Source organism: Pseudomonas sp. AIG, from assembly GCF_977020205.1.
Window position 1 is genome coordinate 94,675 of the sequence record NZ_CDROCK010000008.1, and the last position, 18,671, is coordinate 113,345.

Annotated in this window: 20 protein-coding genes and 1 pseudogene; 17 read left to right on the plus strand and 4 right to left on the minus strand. The window is 54.9% G+C overall.

Annotated features, from left to right (window positions below; genetic code table 11):
• Window positions 1-24: 24 nt before the first annotated feature.
• From ACWR1S_RS07580 to ACWR1S_RS07630, 11 genes are all read left to right on the plus strand, one after another.
• The gene (locus tag ACWR1S_RS07580) at window positions 25-1,194 is read left to right on the plus strand and encodes a phage tail sheath protein (protein ID WP_454563027.1); all 1,170 of its coding nucleotides are present in this window, start codon (window positions 25-27) and stop codon (window positions 1,192-1,194) included.
• Between the two features lie 15 nt (window positions 1,195-1,209).
• Window positions 1,210-1,725 carry a phage major tail tube protein gene (locus ACWR1S_RS07585; RefSeq protein ID WP_454563028.1) on the plus strand — a complete coding sequence of 172 codons (516 nt, stop codon included), beginning with the start codon at window positions 1,210-1,212 and terminating at the stop codon, window positions 1,723-1,725.
• A 25-nt stretch (window positions 1,726-1,750) separates the two neighbouring features.
• Window positions 1,751-2,080 (plus strand): phage tail assembly protein, encoded by a 330-nt coding sequence (locus tag ACWR1S_RS07590; RefSeq protein ID WP_454563029.1) that lies wholly within the window; start codon window positions 1,751-1,753, stop codon window positions 2,078-2,080.
• Between the two features lie 8 nt (window positions 2,081-2,088).
• Window positions 2,089-2,208, plus strand: a complete 120-nt coding sequence (locus ACWR1S_RS07595; protein ID WP_122661797.1) for a GpE family phage tail protein — start codon at window positions 2,089-2,091, stop codon at window positions 2,206-2,208.
• Entirely contained in the window at window positions 2,198-4,756 is a 2,559-nt protein-coding gene (locus tag ACWR1S_RS07600) for a phage tail tape measure protein (RefSeq protein WP_454563030.1), read from the plus strand. The genes ACWR1S_RS07595 and ACWR1S_RS07600 overlap by 11 nt, the downstream gene beginning before the upstream one ends.
• A 5-nt stretch (window positions 4,757-4,761) precedes the next feature.
• Complete coding sequence (locus ACWR1S_RS07605; protein ID WP_454563031.1) at window positions 4,762-5,202, plus strand: phage tail protein; 441 nt, start codon at window positions 4,762-4,764, stop codon at window positions 5,200-5,202.
• Window positions 5,199-6,467 carry a phage late control D family protein gene (locus ACWR1S_RS07610; protein ID WP_454563032.1) on the plus strand — a complete coding sequence of 423 codons (1,269 nt, stop codon included), beginning with the start codon at window positions 5,199-5,201 and terminating at the stop codon, window positions 6,465-6,467. The genes ACWR1S_RS07605 and ACWR1S_RS07610 overlap by 4 nt, the downstream gene beginning before the upstream one ends.
• Before the next feature lie 18 nt (window positions 6,468-6,485).
• Window positions 6,486-6,686 carry a Com family DNA-binding transcriptional regulator gene (locus ACWR1S_RS07615; RefSeq protein ID WP_082228557.1) on the plus strand — a complete coding sequence of 67 codons (201 nt, stop codon included), beginning with the start codon at window positions 6,486-6,488 and terminating at the stop codon, window positions 6,684-6,686.
• Window positions 6,647-7,498 (plus strand): DNA cytosine methyltransferase, encoded by an 852-nt coding sequence (locus ACWR1S_RS07620; RefSeq protein ID WP_454563033.1) that lies wholly within the window; start codon window positions 6,647-6,649, stop codon window positions 7,496-7,498. The genes ACWR1S_RS07615 and ACWR1S_RS07620 overlap by 40 nt, the downstream gene beginning before the upstream one ends.
• Window positions 7,499-7,651: 153 nt before the next feature.
• Entirely contained in the window at window positions 7,652-8,728 is a 1,077-nt protein-coding gene (locus ACWR1S_RS07625) for a hypothetical protein (protein WP_454563034.1), read from the plus strand.
• Window positions 8,729-8,780: 52 nt separating this feature from the next.
• The gene (locus ACWR1S_RS07630; RefSeq protein ID WP_454563035.1) at window positions 8,781-9,827 is read left to right on the plus strand and encodes a hypothetical protein; all 1,047 of its coding nucleotides are present in this window, start codon (window positions 8,781-8,783) and stop codon (window positions 9,825-9,827) included.
• 169 nt (window positions 9,828-9,996) lie between these two features.
• On the opposite strand, the gene ACWR1S_RS07635 is transcribed toward ACWR1S_RS07630, so the two are convergent.
• The 3 genes and pseudogenes from ACWR1S_RS07635 to ACWR1S_RS07645 form a co-directional block, all read right to left on the minus strand.
• A complete protein-coding gene (locus tag ACWR1S_RS07635; RefSeq protein ID WP_454563036.1) occupies window positions 9,997-11,277 on the minus strand; it encodes a Y-family DNA polymerase in 1,281 nt (426 codons plus the stop codon).
• Complete coding sequence (locus ACWR1S_RS07640) at window positions 11,264-11,695, minus strand: LexA family protein (RefSeq protein ID WP_225138110.1); 432 nt, start codon at window positions 11,693-11,695, stop codon at window positions 11,264-11,266. The genes ACWR1S_RS07635 and ACWR1S_RS07640 overlap by 14 nt, the downstream gene beginning before the upstream one ends.
• Window positions 11,696-12,807: 1,112 nt before the next feature.
• A pseudogene (locus ACWR1S_RS07645) lies at window positions 12,808-13,011 on the minus strand (type II toxin-antitoxin system HicB family antitoxin); the annotation flags it as partial.
• 532 nt (window positions 13,012-13,543) lie between these two features.
• On the opposite strand from ACWR1S_RS07645, the gene ACWR1S_RS07650 reads away from it, so the two are divergent.
• Complete coding sequence (locus tag ACWR1S_RS07650) at window positions 13,544-13,837, plus strand: DUF3077 domain-containing protein (protein ID WP_454563037.1); 294 nt, start codon at window positions 13,544-13,546, stop codon at window positions 13,835-13,837.
• Window positions 13,838-14,267: 430 nt separating this feature from the next.
• Here the strand turns inward: ACWR1S_RS07650 and ACWR1S_RS07655 are convergent, their stop codons facing one another.
• Complete coding sequence (locus ACWR1S_RS07655; protein WP_454563038.1) at window positions 14,268-14,642, minus strand: helix-turn-helix domain-containing protein; 375 nt, start codon at window positions 14,640-14,642, stop codon at window positions 14,268-14,270.
• A 75-nt stretch (window positions 14,643-14,717) separates the two neighbouring features.
• Between ACWR1S_RS07655 and ACWR1S_RS07660 the strand changes: the two genes are divergently transcribed.
• The 5 genes from ACWR1S_RS07660 (at window position 14,718) to ACWR1S_RS07680 (ending at window position 18,525) form a co-directional block, all read left to right on the plus strand.
• Window positions 14,718-14,924 carry a DNA-binding protein gene (locus tag ACWR1S_RS07660; protein ID WP_122591160.1) on the plus strand — a complete coding sequence of 69 codons (207 nt, stop codon included), beginning with the start codon at window positions 14,718-14,720 and terminating at the stop codon, window positions 14,922-14,924.
• Window positions 14,925-14,960: 36 nt separating this feature from the next.
• On the plus strand, window positions 14,961-15,251 hold the full coding sequence (locus ACWR1S_RS07665) for an ogr/Delta-like zinc finger family protein (RefSeq protein ID WP_454563039.1): 291 nt from the start codon (window positions 14,961-14,963) through the stop codon (window positions 15,249-15,251).
• Window positions 15,248-15,490 (plus strand): hypothetical protein, encoded by a 243-nt coding sequence (locus tag ACWR1S_RS07670; protein WP_454563040.1) that lies wholly within the window; start codon window positions 15,248-15,250, stop codon window positions 15,488-15,490. The genes ACWR1S_RS07665 and ACWR1S_RS07670 overlap by 4 nt, the downstream gene beginning before the upstream one ends.
• Window positions 15,491-15,565: 75 nt before the next feature.
• Window positions 15,566-15,805, plus strand: coding sequence for a hypothetical protein (locus ACWR1S_RS07675; RefSeq protein WP_454563041.1), 240 nt, complete (start codon window positions 15,566-15,568; stop codon window positions 15,803-15,805).
• On the plus strand, window positions 15,802-18,525 hold the full coding sequence (locus tag ACWR1S_RS07680; protein ID WP_454563042.1) for a bifunctional DNA primase/helicase: 2,724 nt from the start codon (window positions 15,802-15,804) through the stop codon (window positions 18,523-18,525). The genes ACWR1S_RS07675 and ACWR1S_RS07680 overlap by 4 nt, the downstream gene beginning before the upstream one ends.
• Window positions 18,526-18,671: the final 146 nt, after the last annotated feature.

Sequence of the window (18,671 nt, forward strand, 5' to 3'; positions counted from 1 at the left end):
ACGCTCACTACACAGGCCGCTCCCATGTCTGATTATCTTCACGGCGTCCGGGTCATCGAACTTAACGATGGCTCACGCCCGATCCGCACGATCCCGACTGCCGTCATCGGTATGGTTTGCACCGCTGATGATGCCGATGCAACGGCCTTCCCACTGGATACACCGGTACTGATCAGCAGCGTACAGAGCGTCATCGGCAAGGCCGGTGAAAAAGGCACGTTGGCGATCAGCCTGCAAGCCATCGCCAACCAGACCAAACCCTACGTCATCGTGGTGCGCGTGAAGGAAGGCCAGGACGAAGCGGAAACAGCCAGTGCCTTGATCGGCACTACCATCGAATCCGGCAAATACACCGGCATGAAAGCGCTGCTTGCGGCCAAGTCTCGACTGGGGTTGGTGCCGCGCATACTGGGCGTGCCCGGACTCGACTCGTTGCCCGTGGCCACCGCCCTCACGGCACTTGCTCAACAACTACGCGCATTCGCCTACATCAGCGCCTGGGACTGCCAGACCAAAGAAGAGGCCGTTACTTACCGTCGCAACTTCGGGGCGCGGGAAGCCATGGTCATCTGGCCTGATTTTCTCAACTGGAACACCGCCACCAGCAAGACTGCCAACGCGAGCGCAGTGGCCAATGCGCTTGGCTTGCGCGCCAAGATCGATCAGCAAACCGGCTGGCACAAAACCTTATCCAACGTCGCCGTGAATGGCGTCACCGGCATCAATGCCGACGTGTTCTGGGATCTGCAAAACCCGGTGACCGATGCCAACTACCTCAACAGCCAGGAAGTGACCACGCTGATCAACGAGGGTGGTTTTCGTTTTTGGGGCAGCCGCACCTGCAGCGACGATCCGCAGTTCGCTTTCGAGAACTACACCCGCACCGCGCAAGTCCTGGCAGACACCATGGCCGGCGCGCAAATGTGGGCGATGGACAAGCCCATGCACGCCTCATTGGTGCGCGACATGATTGAAGCGGTGAACGCCGAGTTTCGTACCAAGGTCGCGGCAGGTTATCTGGTCGGCGGGGGCTGCTGGTATCCCGAAGACATCAATACCAAAGACACGCTCAAGGCCGGCAAGCTCTGGCTGGATTACGACTATACGCCGATCCCGCCGCTGGAAGACCTGACCCTGCGTCAACGCATCACCGACCGCTACCTCATCAACTTCGCCAGCCAGATCAACCGCTAACCGGAGAACGGCGCCATGGCCCTGCCACGCAAACTGAAAAACCTGAACCTGTTCAACGATGCCAACAGCTACGTCGGCGTGGTCAAGTCCGTCACCCTACCCCCGCTCGGCCGCAAAATGGAGAGTTATCGCGGCGGCGGCATGAATGGCCCGGTCAAGGCTGACTTGGGTTTCTCCGACGACGGCATCCAGTTCGAATGGAAGACCGGCGGGCTGGATCTGATCGCGTTGCGCCAGTTCGGCGCAGTGAACGCTTCAGGTATCGCCCTGCGTTTTGCCGGCGCCTTCCAGCAGGACGACACCGGTGATGTAAGCGCCGTTGAAGTGGTCATGCGTGGCCGTCACGAGAGCATCGAGATGGGCGACAACCAACCCGGCGAAGACACCGAACACAGCATCACCACCACCTGTTCCTACTACAAGCTCATCGTCGATAACGAAGAAATCATTGAGATCGATCTGCTCAATTTCATCGAAAAAGTGAACGGCATCGACATGCTCGAAAAGCAGCGTGCCGCGATCGGTCTCTGACCTTCCCCAACCTTTGGACACTCCCATGCAAAGCATCGAAACACACGAAACCAACCCTTCTGTCGATGACAACAGCGTCATCCTCGACACGCCCATCACTCGCGGAAAAACCACGATCAACACACTCAATCTGCGCAAACCTCAATCTGGCGAACTGCGCGGCGTGCAGTTGATCGAGTTGCTGAACATGGACGTGGCAACCCTGATCAAGGTCCTGCCGCGCATCACGTCGCCAAGCATCACAGCGCCGGAAGCCGCCGGCATGGATCCGGCGGATCTGCTGGCCTGCGGCAGCAAGATTTCCGCTTTTTTGTTGCAGAAGTCGGCGAAGACGGATGTCTGCCTCGTTGCGTAGAGGACGCCATGGCTGACTTGGCGGTGGTCTTTCATTGGGCGCCAGCGGACATGGATGCGCTGGGTCTGCAAGAGCTGATGGACTGGCGCGAGCGCGCCAGGTTGCGGAGTGTCGTCGATGGCGAATGATCTGAAGCTGCGCGTACTGCTGAGTGCCATCGATCAGGCCACTCGACCACTGAGGGCGATCAACAACAGCAGCATCGGCGCAGCCCGCGCCTTGAATGACGCCCGCGAAAAGCTCAAGGCGCTCAACTCGCAGCAAAAGGATTTGAGCGCCTGGCGCTCGCAACGTGCGGCGGCCGAGATGACGGCTCAGGCGCTGCAAGCAGCACGCAACAAAGTCAGAACGTTAAGTCAGCAAATGGCCGCCACTGCCGCGCCGACCAAGGCCATGACGCAAGATTTGCGCAATGCCGTCCGTGAAGCGCAGAAGCTCAAACAACAACACCAGCACAACAGCGAGCAGCTACAGCGGCTTCGTACTCGGCTACACGGTGCGGGCATCAGCACGCAAAACCTCAGCCAGCATGAGCGCCGCCTGCGTGAGCAAACCGATGCTACAAATCAAAGCATTGCTGAACAGACCCGACGTTTAGCGGCATTGGCGTCTCAACAGCGAAGGCTGGCAGCGGCCCGCGCCGCTCTACAAAGTCAGCGAGATGTTGCCAGCACGATGGCAGGAAAAGGCACGGCAGCGGCCGCAAGCGGAGGCGCGGCGCTGTATGCCAGCGCAAAGATGATCATGCCCGGCATCGACTTCAACGCCAGCATGAGCAAAGTGCAAGCGATCACCCGCCTTGATCAAAACGCTCCCGAGCTCTCGGATCTGCGCAAGCAGGCGCGTGGGTTAGGCAGTTCCACGCAATTCACTGCCGGCCAAGCCGCCGATGCTCAGGGTTTTCTGGGCATGGCCGGCTTTCAGCCGAAAGCGATCAAAGCCGCAATGCCCGGCATGCTCGACCTCGCCTCTGCCGGCGGTACTGAGTTGGCCCAGACCGCCGACATCGCTTCAAACATTCTCTCCGGACTCGGCATGGATGCCGAGCAGATGAGCAAACTGGGCGACGTACTCGTCGGCACGTTTACCCGCTCCAACACCAATTTGCAGATGCTCGGCGAAACCATGAAATACGCCGCACCAATGGCCAAGACCTACGGCGTCGAGCTGGAAACCGCCGCCGCGATGGCGGGCAAATTGGGGGATGCGGGTTTGCAAGGCAGCATGGGCGGCACGGCCCTGAGTTCGATCATGAACCGCCTGGCAGCGCCGCCTAAAGCTGCTGAAAAAGCACTCGCACAATTGCAGATCCGCACTGCTGATGCTTACGGCAACTTGCGGAAAATGCCGGACATCCTCAAAGAGATTCACGACAAAACCAAAGACTTGGGCACTGCGAAAAAAGGTGGGCTGCTCAAGGCGATTGCCGGTGAAGAAGCCGTCAAAGGCATGGCCCAATTGGTGGATCAGGCCGGCAATGGCGAGCTGCAAAAACTGATTGCGAGCCTGCGTGAAAGCCAAGGCGAGGCAGCTCGCACCGCCAAAGTCATGGCTGACAATTTGAAAGGCGACCTGACGACGCTAGGCAGTGCCTGGCAGGATCTGGGCATTGAATTGCAGAATCAGCAGGACGGGCCTTTACGGTCGCTGATCCAATCCCTCACGGAGGTTATTCGCGGTGTAAAAAGCTGGGCCGCCGAGCATCCAGAACTGGCGGCCGCCATTGTAAAAACCGTAGCAATCATCGCGGGGTTAGCGGTGGTACTCGGCGGCCTGATGGTTACGGTTGCCGGTGTCATGCTGCCCTTCCTGGCGCTGCGGCTTATGCTCCTTAGCTTGGGGATTCGCCTGCCCAGCCTGATCAGCCTGTTGTGGAGTCTTGGTCGCAAGGTGCTGCCGTTTGTGGGTAAAGCGCTGCTGCTGATAGGGCGCGCGCTGATGTTGAATCCCATCGGCTTGGCCATCAGTGCCATTGCCAGCGCCGCCTATCTGCTCTATGAAAATTGGGACGCCGTGAAGCTCTACTTCACCGATGCCTGGAAAGAGATCAAAGCAGGTTTCAACGGTGGCACGACCGGCATCCTCAAGACCCTGATCAACTTCAGCCCCGTGGGTTTGCTTTATCAGGCCTTCGCGGCCGTCATGAAATACCTTGGCATTGAGCTGCCCGGCCGGTTTACCGAGTTCGGCGGGATGATTATCGACGGGCTGATTAAAGGGCTGAAGGCCGGGATCGGCGAGCTGAAAAATGTCATGGGCGATATCGGCGACTCCACCATTGGCTGGTTCAAGGAAAAGCTCGGTATCAACAGCCCTTCCCGCGTCTTTGCCGAGTTGGGCGGTTTCACCATGGCCGGCCTCGCTCAAGGACTGGAGCGTCATCGGCGTCAACCGCTCGGTGTGCTGAGAGGTTTGGCCCGCCAACTCAACGATACAGGCAAAGCCATCAGTGTTATGCCGGGCGCGATAAGCCACTCGCTGACCGTCGACAAAAGATCTCCGCTCAAACCTTCTACACCTTCGACTCACGACAGCCACGACACTTACGAGATCAACATCCACCCTGCCCCGGGCATGGATCCGTTGACGATTGGTCGTGCGGTACGCGCCGAGATGAGCCGCATCCAGTACGAGAAAGAAGCCCGTCAACGCAGCCGTTTGGCCGACCTGGAGTAACGCCCATGATGCTTGCCTTGGGCATGTTCGTCTTCAGCCTCTCCACCGCGGCCTATCAGGCCCTGCAACGCCAGACCGAATGGCGCCACGCGAGCAGAAACCGTGTCGGCTCGGCACCGGCTCGGCAGTTTTTGGGTCGAGGTGACGACTCGATCACCCTGCCCGGCGTCATCCTGCCGGAACTCGCCGGCAGCGCGCTCAGCCTCGATGCACTGCGGCTGATGGCCAACACCGGTAAAGCTTGGCCGATGGTCGAAGGCAGCGGCCGGATCTACGGCTTGTGGATCATCGAAAGCCTGAGCGAAACCAAGACCCTTTTTTTCCGCGACGGCACACCCCGGCGCATTGAATTCACAGTGAGCCTCAAGCGCATCGATGACGACCGTATCGATCTGATCGGCACCGGGACCAGCGTGGGCATCAGCATCATGAGGGCGCTGATATGATCGACACCGCCCTCTCCCCCGTCACCGGTTATCTGGATAAAGCCCTCTCACGCTACCAGCGGGATGCTGCATACCCAGTGCCGGCGTTCCGCATCACTGTCGACGGCAACGACATCGCCAAAATGATCAGCCCGCGCCTGATAGGCCTGGACCTCACCGACAATCGCGGCATCGAAGCCGATCAGCTCAGCATCACCCTCAGCGACCATGACGGCCTGCTGGCCATCCCTCCCACAGGCGCGCTAATTCGCTTGTGGCTGGGCTGGAGCGACACCGGCCTGATCGACAAAGGCACCTACACCGTCGACGAAACAGAACACTCCGGCGCGCCCGATGTGCTGAGCATTCGCGCTCGATCCGCCGATCTACGTAGGAGTCTGAAGACCAAGCGCGAACGCAGTTGGAGCAACACCACCCTCGGCGGCGTGCTCGGAGACATCGCCTTGGGCAACGGCCTGACCGCCACCATCGCCGGCACTCTCGACGGTTTACCCATCCTGCAGCTCGACCAGGCCAACGAATCCGACGCCAATCTGATCAGCCGCATCGGCGAAGAATTCGATGCCGTCGTCACCGTCAAGGCTGGCTGCCTGTTGTGCCTGCCGGCCGGCGGCGGCAAGACCGCCAGCGGCGCCGAACTGCCCCACATCACCCTGACTCGCGCCGACGGCGACCAACACCGCTACCTGCAAGCCGACCGCGATAGTTATGACGGCGTGTGCGCTTATTTCTACGACGTGAACAGTGCCGAGAAACAGCAAGCCATCGCGGGTGGCGGCGAAAACCTCAAGGATCTGCGCCACACGTACAGCGATCGGCAATCGGCCCTACGCGCCGCCCGCGCCGAGTTCAACCGACTGCAACGCGGCAGCGCGACGCTCAGTTACGTCTTGGCTGTGGGTAGACCGGAACTGATCCCGGAGCTGACTTACACGCTCGAAGGCGTGAAACCCGAAATCGACGAAATCATCTGGTACGGAGGCAACGTGCAGCACTCCCTCAGCGCAGACAGCGGCTACATCGTCAGTGTGGAACTTGAGAGCAAATTACCGGAGGACACAATCGAGGCATTGGCTGAGGAGAACAAAGACGAATTCACAGGCGTCATCGCGTACTACCGAGACAAGAAAACCGGAGCGCAGAAGCCGGTAACGACTGGCGAACAGCGCAAGCCAAAACGCTTACGGCGGCTGTACGCCACTGAGAGCACCGCCAAACGTGCGGCAGATCGCGAATGGAAAAAGCTACAACGAGAAAAACCATGACCCATCAAGGACGATTGCATGCAGGACATACGATGCGGCCACTGCTGCCGCAAACTCGCCGCCGCCAGCGGCTTCACTGAATTACAAATCAAGTGCCCGCGTTGCCGGACACTCAACCACCTGAAGGCCCCGAGCCTCCCCCCAGCGTGCCGCGAGCATCCAGAACAACGAGTTCCTGAATGCCCCAACCCACCCTTGGCAGCCTGTTCGCAGGCATAGGAGGCTTTGATGTCGGATTTGAAAACGCGGGATACCGCAGCGCCTGGCAAGTCGAACTCAACCCCATCAACCGGGCTGTGCTTGCCGATCGATTTCCACACGCCACCCAATACGAAGACGTGCGCCACTGCGGCGCCCACAACCTCTGTTCGGTCGATGTCCTCACCGCAGGATTCCCCTGTCAGGACATCAGCATCGCCGGCGCCCGAGAAAGCAACCGAGACACCCGCGGACTGCGCGGCGAGCGCAGCGGATTGTTTTGGGAAGTCATACGAATCCTCAAAGAAATTCAACCTCGCTGGGTGGTGCTTGAGAACGTCGTTAACCTGCTCGCTGTCAACGATAGCCACGACTTTGAAACAGTCATCCGGGCCCTTGCGGACTGCGGGTATGTGGGATTTTGGAGAGTGCTTAATGCTCAATATTTCGGAGTCCCCCAGCAGCGTCGCCGAATATTCCTGGTCGCAGGTTATCGACAAATGCCCCCCTTCGAGTTCCTGGCTGACGCCGCGCCAGTGGACGCAATACCTCCAGCGTCTCAATCGCAGCACTGGCCACGCCCAGCGGATGCCTGGGCTGCCAATACTTTACTGGCGAGCAAAGCCGGCTCCCAGATCGCTTTGGGCTGTACCACTCTCGTCGCTCACGCGAACGGATGGGATCAGATGGCTGAGCGGCAGCGAGCGGCTGAGGATGATGGGCTTTGCCTCGGACTGGATGCGGCCAACCTTGCAGAGGCTTTCGGTGCCGGAAATGCCGTTGTTACGCAGGTGGCGGAGTGGATAGGAAGCGGTTTGATGTCGATAAGATGAACCAATGCGTAGAGGCCTGGGGCAATCTGGAACTCTGCGCGCAATTACCAATTGCATAACTGTTTCCTGAACCTCACTACCGGAGTATTTCTTGCATTCAACAACGGCAATGGCACAATAGCATCACAGCCAACACCACGATAGAGTTCTTTCATGGACGAATTTTTAAAGCTTCTAGCCTGTCTTATCCTGCCCTTTGCCTTCAGTATTCTTATAGTTAAAATTGCATTCAAAATATATAACTCATCAAAAAAACAAGTTGATAATCATTATAAAGAACTCAATCCTTTCTCCCTTGATGCCAGTAGAGGATTGGCAGAGCAAGGTTATCTATGGCTAAGCATTTCAGCTCCGGCGATGTATTTTTTCACTTTCGGTTACTTTTCTTGGCAAGGGTATACAATCTCGATTAACTCGGACGGACTTTCCGAATTTTTGAGAATCAGCACCTTACCAATAGCGCTTCTCTCACTCTCTATCCCGCTATCAATTCTGGTTGCGCGAATACATGCAACCCATCAAACATCTATTCAGATTGCCGCCACCAATGTAAAAAACAACATGGATGGCTATTATGCTCATCGAAAAGCAATGTTTGAGTATTTTGGCGGAGTTAAGGAAGTTACATATCCGGGTAAAATCACTGGAGATTTTCACGCTCACCCTCGATTACACCTTAGATTCTTCATCGACAAAGGCCCAGCAAACGGCACGCCCGAAATCAACTCTAAGAAATTCAAAGAGTCGATAGAAATTTTATCAGAGATACAAAGACATATACACATAGCACTAAATTCAGAGACATCCCAAACAGAAAATATTAAAAATTACGCCCATGCCTGCACAAAAATATTTTCGCTCGCCGGGACGCTTAATCTTCCATGCGTCTATGAAGACCTCAAGTCAAAAGAACGAACATTCGATATCTGCCTAAGCAGCGACGACCATGAAAAAGACGACATAAAATTCCACGGAGTTGGAATGAGTACCGATCATCTAATAGGTAGTTACCGATATATCAGATCTTTCTTAAGAGTCCTGTGTGAGTTCGCTGGGCATGATGTGATTTTTTTTGACGAGAAAAAATACTTGGCTATTGACAAAGGAAACGATTATAGATCCAGACCTTATCATATTCTAGACATAAACAAATTTTTGCAATCCGCTCGAGATATCAGCTACCACCACAAAAACGCCCGCCGGGAGAAGTATCAAACCAAGATAGGTTGAGAAACTTTGATTACCATAGTCAATACACCACTCGCACAACACGGCAATATTAATGATAATACTCCCGATCATCATAACTTTCTTCATATTCATCGCCGCATTTTATTACGCCGACAGATATCTAAAAAATAGAACCATATGGATAAAAAACCCGACACTCAAACTTAACTACAGCTTCCACGAATGGCAGCTTGCAGACTACTCAGCTCTGGCAATAATTCTCGGAGTCGGCCTGCTTTTCATGACCGCCCTACTAAAAGCGATGGGCGGGGCGATACCGCGCATAATTTTCGTCACAGAATTCCTTATAATTTGCACTAGCACTATAATATTCTCTATCAGCTATTACAATCTAACAAAGAAGTACAAACAATACTCCGGCCTATTGAAAATCTCCGCAGCTCTCGCAACCTTGATCATAGCGGCGATGGCCAACGCAATATCCGACGCTACTCTTGCCGACTACACACACGTAGACCCCGCAAAATTTCCGGCCGCACAGAAAATATTCACGCTAATAATATCCGTAGCACTATGGATTTATGTTGGATTGCACGGAATATTTCCTGCGTTTGCATTTATAGTTTTAAACATTATTAAGAAAAACTATCTTCACGATATCAAGAAGAAGAAAAGAAGTTATTTTGATTCATGTACAAATTTTAAGCAGAGCGACGTCAGAGACTTCAATTTAGGCTTTGCGTCATTAATTGGAACAGCATATACATTTTTTATTTTGGCTGGCTCAATTTCAAGCATAGATACAAGATTTATCGACAAAACGATGAAAGAGGTACTCGTTTTTGCGTCTTTCCACCTACCTCCCGCAGCTTGTAATATTGAGACATCCTATAGTGATTCTTTATTAGCCTTTATTGGCGATGACAAGTTCATGATGGCCATACCAGACAAAGAGCTAGGCTACATTTTCCGAGAGGAAAAATGTAAGATACAGCCTATCTCACCTACTCGTCAGTACATAAAACCAATTCACCGCTTTCGTTATAACAACAACGAATTCAAGTCACCACAAGCAATTCCAGAAAAAATTTGCCCTGCAACCTTTTGCTCTATCATTAACGGCAATTTCTGCATTTAACGCAAAAGCCACTATTTAACATAGATTTATTAATTCATCTTATCCGTACACGCCAGAACCTTAAGCTGGCTCCACCCATCGACATCGAGCGAGATATAAAAGCCGTGCAGAGATTTTTACTCAAAATATTATCCGTTACCTGAAACTCTCGAAAATCAGGGCGGTCTTGCTAATTGCATTTGACCGTCCACAGCTGATTAAACCTTGTAGTGAAACTCTGACTCATCATCTCTCGACGCATCCCCCAATCAGCCGTCGCAGGGACGCTTCCAGAACGCAGCGTCCCCCTGCCCCAGCGCTGATTGATCTCATCCAGAACTCCCATGACCTTTTCCGCAGCAGCAGGCTGGGACCGAGCAAACAGGTCATCTGTGAACTCACCCGGCTGCCGCAGATCCATCAGCAAAACCTCAGCCTTACTGTATTTGAAGCCAGGCCGAAACAGGCGGTTGACCGCCTCCACCGCCGCCTTGGTCAGCAGACGCACGTCGTTGGTGGGATATGGCAGCTCAACCAGCGCGCCATTGGCGTACTTGGCTTCCTCGGGGTTGAACATGCCCGTGCGGATGCTGACGCGGATTTTCTTGCACAGTGAATTTTGCGCGCGCAGCTTTTCGGCTGCCCTTTCCACATAGGTGGCCACCGCTTCCTTAATCGGCTCCATGGTGGTCAGGCGTTTGCCGAACATACGGCTACTGCAGATCTCTTGTTTAGCTGGCTCGGCCTCGGCGAGCTCCAGGCACGCGGTGCCAGAGAGCTCACGCGCGGTTTTCTCAATCACTACGCTGAATTTCTGTCGAAGCGTCCAAGGATCAGCCTTGGCCAGATCCATCGCGGTTTTGATGTTCATGGTCTCAAGGTGAGCTTTCATCCGGCGCCCGACGCCCCAGACTTCACCGACATCGGTGTTACGCAAAACCCAATCCCTTTTCACGGGATCGCAGATATCCACCACGCCGCCCGTGTGGGCTTGCAGCCGCTTTGCAGTGTAGTTGGCGAGTTTCGCCAGGGTTTTAGTTGGAGCAATGCCGACGCCTACCGGGATGCTCGTCCCCTTGTAGACAGCCGCGCGAATCGTTCTGCCGAATGCAGTCAGATCCCCGGGTATGCCGGTCAAATCGGCGAACGCCTCATCAATGCTGTAGACCTCAACGGCGGGCACCATGGACTCGATGATCGTCATCACCCGCTCGCTCATGTCGCCATACAACGCGTAGTTGCTGCTGAAGACCTGCACGCCGTGTTGGCGCAACACGTCTTTGATTTGAAAGTATGGCGCGCCCATTTTCACAAAGGGTTTGGCGTCGTAGCTGCGGGCAATGACGCACCCATCGTTGTTGCTCAGGACGACGATCGGGGTCTTGGCAAGGTCAGGGCGAAAGACTCGCTCGCAGCTTGCGTAGAAGCTGTTGCAGTCAATGAGGGCAAAGACCTGCTCACGACCTGCCATGGTCGCGCACGCTGTAGGTCACTACGCCCCAAATCACCAACTCATCACCCTCCATCACGTAGCGCGGCGGGTATTTGCTGTTTGCCGATAGCAGCATGACGACGTTGTCGCGGCGGTGTAGGCGTTTGCAGATGGGTTCGGCGTTGAGGCCGGCGATGACAATATCGCCGTGCTCGGCATTGAGGCTGCGATTGACGATGACCAGATCGCCGCAAAATATTCCCGCGCCTTGCATGCTGTCGCCCTCGATCTTGGCAAGGTAGACGTGCGGCGCTCGGATATCGAATAGCTCGTCCAGGGAGATATGCTTTTCGATGTGGTCGGCGGCTGGGGACGGAAAACCCGCCGGTATACGGAACGAGTAAAGCGGGAGCGTTTCGCCGCCCGCCGACAACGGGCCAAGGATGGTGACACTCATGATTCGAACCTGGATGAGAAATGGACTGTAGAGACGAGGTGACCCGTCACTGCCTACTCATCGCTATTGATGTCGAGCATCGATTCCACCGCAAAGGCTAGCGCCCCATCCGCCAACTCAAGCAGATCGCAGAGGTCGTCGCTATCAATCACCTTATTTGTGTATAGGGTGCGGGCTCCGGTCAGGAGTGCTTTGTGGTGAGCACCTGGTCGAGCGAAAAGCGCGGATCTATCGGCGAGCATCGCCTGCCAGTGCGTTAGGTCTTTTGGCTGTGCGACAGATGTGACAGTGGTTGAGCTTTTCATCGATTCAGTTTCCCATGCGAATAATACTGTACGCATAACCAGTATATTCAGAGTCTTCGGATGATACCTACAGATGCCGACGAAATGCCCTACAAGACTTTAAGAAATGAATGATGGAAAATCTTATTTTTGACAGTTTTAAAGGCAAAAAAAAAACCCGTCTCAGCCGAAACTGAAACGGGCTTTTCCCCACAATAACGACTACTACTTCAGGTCGTCGAAGTGGTCTCGCAGGAACTCGTAAAAGCGAAACGCTTTAAACAATCTCCATACGAGGCTCAGCGTACGCAGCAAAAGCTTCATACGTTTTGGCCTCCAGGTTGGGGGCCAAACCTCCAGCACACTTACCGGATCACGCGTGCCTTCAGCAGATACGCCAGTATTGCCTGTGAGGCGGCCGGTTGAGACCCCTCCGAGGCATCATCCGGCACGGGTGCAAAACCGTGTCAGAGGGCATAAATCTGTTATGCCACCAGCCAAACCTCACCGCCGCACTGGCATACGAGCGACGGCATCTTAACCTGATCCACAGGGGTTCTCTGGCAAAAGGATAAGGGGCTTTTGTAAATCGGTATTTCTGCCAGCATCATCGCTTCGGGGTATCGGCCAAAAAGCACTTTTCGGCGATTTGGTCGTGTGGCGCAAAAATCACCTTGCGAGGATGAGCGAAGATTAATAACATGACCGTACGCCAGTATTGTCTGTGAGACGTACTTAGCCCGAGCCGCAAGCGAAGGCTTACAAAAAAACCGCCCTGCAAAGGCGGTTTTTTTTCGCCTGCCGTTTGCAGGTACGGTGTCAGCGATTTCCCGAATACGGCTTTTGAGGTACGCGATCAAGCCGGGCACAGGTTTCGAAGCAATCGACTACAGCCTCTTGAAACGCTATTTGTAGCTCTGCGACTGAAGTCCCGTGGAATCCAACGAGATCTTTGATACCTATTATTTGGCCGACAAAAAGGCCATCTTCATCACTGTATTCAATTCGGCCCGCATAGCCGTTGTATCTCATGTTGCTCACTGGGTGACTCCTGATCTCTCATGGAAAGCCTACGCGTCACAGGCAAGTGAGTCCGCGGCTTGTTGGCACGGCCATCAGAATATCGAGTGACTCTGGTCGAAGTTGTAGGCAAAATCCGCGAGTTGCGTAAGGAAGCACGACTTCTCAGCTTTGAGTAGGTAAGCGCCTTGCCCATCTTCAACTCGCCGGAATATTCTCTAACCGTCGCTGCACATCCAGCGATCGGGCTTGGTAACCCGACGAGTTGCGTAACAGCGCCCCGCTCACTATTGCAGGCTTTCTAGTCCAAAATCGTGTGTTATGGCGGCTGTGCGTGGGACGCCTTCGGGCGTGCCGGTTCCCTTGACTCCCGGTTTACCAACCTGCGCACAGCTGCCACCCATTTCGCTTGGTAACGAAATCGGCAGCACCCTATGTCAAGGAGTTAGACAATGCCTTCTATAAATCCGCTTCAACTCCCGCATCACCCTCTAAGCACTGCATCAGTCTTCTTTCATAACGTCTCCACATATGGAGGTGCCAAATGATCGAAGAAGCCGAAGAAAAAACCATCGGTCACACCCACTTCACCTATTGCGCGGACAAGCCACTGTTTCAGGTTTGTGCCGGCGTTCCGTTCAAGGACGCATTGACTCACGCATCAGATCTGCTGTGCCTGGCCAAATCACTGGCAGAAGACGCCGCTTTCGCGAAGGAAACTGACCGATATGCTTGGGGCGCGCACTTCCTGACGGTGTTCGCAAAAGCCGTGGTCGATGATGTCCTCAAAGCCATGTCACCACGCCCCGGCCCGGTGACTCTGAAAGCCGCAAAATAGCGAGCGGAACCTCTGCGTTTGAGTGCTTCGACGGTGGTTGGGCGTGCTTTTGGCGCCCTCTCCCAAGCATCAAAAAGCCCGACGCAGGGCCGGGCTTCCTTTGGGCTTTCCATTTCTATCCAATTAATCACAAAAGTTATGGGTCGCTCGAACTAAACAAGTATCACGGCTTGTGGATAAGCGCCTGTGATATGCGCTGTATGTATCCACGATCCGCTTCAGACATCGCTCTGTACCATGTAAGAAGATTCCGCTCTTCTTGCGTTAACTCGGACATTTCGCACTTTGGTTTATCCGTGCGTATGTTCTCTTTTTTGTCTTGATCCAAATGCCCACTACTCCATTAAGTGCATTGAGGGGCAACGTTACTCATGAGTGTGGAAAATCAAAACTGAAATCCGTCGTAACGAATGTTTTAAATCTCGACGAGTTATTTCTTGGCAGCAGAAAGGTGGGTGACTTCGGCCATAGCGCCGACAATTCGATGCACAGCTTTTTGGTCATGTTCAGACAGCGTTCGAAGCTGTTGAATGAGTTGGTTTTCAGCAGCATCCAGCTCGTTGGCAGCTGGCGATAGACGTACACCGGTCAAGACATAAAGGACGTCCACACCGGCTCTGGCCACGGCGGTGAGGTAGGCAGAATCAGGATTACGCTCGCCTTTTTCATAGCTACCCTGCGTGTTGCGAGTGATGCCGCCCTGCTGTGCAAAGGCATCTTGGTTAAGGCCCAGGCGCGTCCTTTCCTCGCGCAAGCGCTCACCTACTCCAACGTCCAAGTCTTCCTGAGATGCACAACTTTTCAAGCTTTCACCCTTTACAGGCCCAACTATTTGGGCATAATGAAATCAAACCAACACGAATGCACACGAATGGACACTATGCCCGCCCCACTCACAACCGAGCAAGCCCGAGCGGAACTTGATCGGAAAGGCATCAGCCTTGCCGAGTTTTGTCGCCGTAATGACCTCAATAGCAACTTGGTCAGTGATTTGCTCAACGGCCGCAAGAAAGGACTTCGCGGCAAAGCCCATAACGCTGCGGTGTTGCTGGGCATCAAGGTCGGCACTGTTAGCGCCGGAGACTGAGATTCAAATCGTTCACTCAACGCAAGGATGCCGCCATTGAGCACTTACAAACTTGTTTGCCCCCATTGCCATAACCGCATGCGAATACGCACCAGCGAAGGCACTCATATTTTTCTGCGTGTCGCTTATCTGCAATGCCTCAACGAAGCCTGCGGCTGGTCTGTCCGGGCTGAGTTTGAGATGACGCATGAGATGAGCCCCAGCGGTATGGCAAACCCTTCCGTGCAGCTCCCCCTAGCGTGTGTGGCGCTGCGTCGAGCGGCCATGCAGCCCGATGACAATCAGATGTCGTTGATTCCGCCTCAGGCAATGGAGGCCGCACGATGAACACCATCCATTTTGCCCCTGACTATCGCACCTGCATGCAGGACGCAGCTCACGCCTACCTGTTGCGGCATCGAGCTGAGTACCTCGTCGACTCAGATCGCTTGTTCAGTAGCGCCGAACACCATTTGATCGTAGCCCTTGAGGTTCCGGCCAACCTCGCAGAAAAGCTGGTGTACCTGGCGTGGAATGACTTGCTGCAGGCCGAACGCGCACCTAGCCAGGTCACCGACACGCTCTAACCCTTCTCATTTCAGTACCCCGCATCCCTGATCCACAGGGTGATGGGAATGCTTTGCCTAAAAATCGAGGATTTCATGGAAGATTCCATCTGCATCAACCTGACACTGAGCCGTATCGAAGCGTGCAAGCTTCTGGATGACATTCGCGATCTGTATGCCGCACTTCATCAAAAGCACTGGGACGAAGAGCGATTCAGCCTCATTCCCATCGAACACAGGCTCAACGCAATGCTGGCAGCCATTCCGTCGTTGAAAGTTAAGCAGCAGTTGATCACTGCGCTCTCTGAAGAAATCTGGAGAAGGCGTTCTTGGTGAGTGCCTTTCCCAGCACTTTGCACGCCGATGTATTGCAGCGCCTCGCAGATGATTATGGACTCAAGCGCCGCTTGAGCACCGATTACCTGCGAGGCGGCAAATGCCCCACGTGTGGAAAGAAAGAGCTCTACACGCGGTATGCCGAGCCTTGGTTGCTCATCTGCGGACGAGAAAGCAAATGCGCGCAGCAATGGCACGTCAAAGATATCTACGAAGATTTGTTCGACGACTGGAGTAAGCGCGCGCCCTCCTCTGAGCAATTTCCCTTGGCGACCGCTCGGGCTTACCTTGAGTTTGCCCGAGGCTTTCGGTTTGAACTGATTCAGGGCTGGTTCTCTCAGGAAACGTATTTCTCTGAGGCGTTAAACGCCGGCAGCGCCACGGTGCGGTTCACGCTGGAAAAGGGAGGTTACTGGGAACGCCTGATCGATCGGCCGCATCGCTTCGGCAAGATGAAAGCGCGCTTCAAGCCCGGCGACAGTCCGCGTGGTGTCTGGTGGTGCCCGCCCTCTATCGAGCTGCTGGAGGTCAAAGAGCTGTGGATTGTCGAGGGCATTTTCGACGCGATCGCTCTGGTGCATAACGGTATCGCGGCAGTGTCCGCGATGTCGTCCAACCTTTTCCCTGAGGACTCATTGAAGGCGCTGGTTCGCCAGCGCGGCGGCAAGTTGCCCAAGCTGGTGTGGGCACTGGACAACGAACCGGGCGCGCACAAGTACACCAAGCGCTGGGTGCACCAGGCTCGCGCCCTGGGTTACGAGTGCGAGGCCGCGCAGATCCCGCAGACGAACAGCCGCAAGGTCGACTGGAACGACCTGCATCAGCGCTGGGCTTTCATCGATGATGAAAATCAGCGCGCCGAGCAGATCAAAAAAGACGTGGCGACCGCCCGCTATCACGGCTCCTTGCTGATAGCGGAAAGCGCTTCAGAGAAAGGCGTTTTGATGTACGACTGGCGCGAGCGCCATGAATTTCACTTCGGCTTCGACAGCCGTTTGTACTGGTTCAAGATGGATCTGGAGCGGTTCAGCAAGGCGATGCACGCGCTGGAAACTTCCGACCTTCATGAAGACCAGCTACTCAGCGAAGGCCAGCGCAAGCATAAAGCGCTGCGCCAATGTGGTGGAGTTGTCGAGATTGCCAACTGCTACCCACAGGCCCTGTATTTTCAGCGCAACGAAGTGACCGACGAATCCTGGTATTACTTTCGCGTCGACTTCCCCCACGACAGTGGCAGCGTAAAAAACACGTTCACCGGCGGCCAAGTTGCCGCCGCCAGTGAGTTCAAAAAACGGCTGTTGGGGATGGCTGCCGGCGCGGTGTTCACCGGTAGCAGCAAGCAGCTCGACAAGATCATGAAGGATCAACTGTTCGGTTTGAAGACCGTTGAAACGATCGACTTCGTCGGTTACAGCAAGCAGCACAGTTGCTACGTGTTCGGCGACCTCGCGGTTCGCGGCGGCATCGTCAGCCTGGTGAACAAGGAAGACTTTTTCGAGTTCGGCAAGCTGCGACTCAAGACACTGCAGAAGTCGATCACCATGCACATTCAGCGCGACGGGAAGCAGTACCGCACTGACTGGTTACCGATGTTGTGGTTGTGCTTTGGTGCCAAGGGCATTGTCGCCCTCGCCTTCTGGTTTGGCTCGCTCTTCGCCGAGCAGATCCGAGCGAAGTACAAGTCGTTTCCGTTCCTTGAAGTCACCGGTGAGGCCGGCGCCGGCAAAACCACGCTGCTGACTTTTTTGTGGAAATTGCTCGGCCGCGAACACGAGGGTTTTGATCCGTCGAAATCGACCCGCGCCGGGCGTCAACGGGCGATGGGCCAAGTCTCCAACATGCCGGTGGTGCTGATCGAGGGCGACCGGAATGAACCAGATAAGGCGCACGCCAAAGGCTTCGACTGGGACGAGCTGAAGGACTATTACGGCGGCGGCACGCTCGGCACCAAGGGCATGAAAACCAGCGGGAACGAGACTTATGAACCACCGTTTCGCGGTGCGATTGCGATTAGTCAGAACGCCGATGTCAGCGCTTCCGAAGCCATCCTCACGCGGATCATCAAATCGCATTTTGCGCGGCCGGAAGTCACGACTGAGAGTCGCGCGGCCGCTGACAATTTGAATCTGATTCCAGTTGAGCAACTGAGCCATTTTTTACTGCTGGCCGTACGCGCTGAAACGCAGGTGATGACTCGGTTCGCCGAGCGCGTGCTTGTTCATGAGCGGCAGTTACGCGAGCTCAAAGACATTCGCGTTGAACGGATTATCAAGAACCACAGCCAGTTGATGGCTCTGGTGGATTGCCTGCGCCTGGTTTGCGCGCTCGATGACAACCAGGTAGCCACAACACAACAAGCGCTGAAGTGCATGGCGCTGGAGCGACAAGCCGCGATCAGCGCTGATCACCCGCTGGTTGCCGAGTTTTGGGAGGTTTTCGAATACCTCGAAAGTCTCGGAGAAGGCCCGCAGGTCAATCACAGCATCGACCCGAAGCTGATCGCTATCAATCTCAACGAGTTCGCCGAGATGGCCAGCGTGCATCGGCAGAACCTGGGCGACCTCAAGACATTGCGCGGGCTGTTGGTGAATAGCCGCAGCCGTAAGTGGTTGGAAACCAATAAGGCGGTGTACAGCGCAGTTCGCGCTTCGCAAGCCGTAATCAACGGAGCGCCAAGACGAAGCTCTACTGTGCGCTGTTGGATTTTTAAGCAGGCGTAACGCGCTGCAATCAAAGGATCACTCGGCGCTGTAGTGCCGGGATGCGTAATGGAGAAACACCATGCAAGCACAAAAACCAAGCGGAAGCGGTATAGAGGCCTCCACGAACATTTTCACAGCCTGCGACGAGGTTTCTTTTGTCGCTG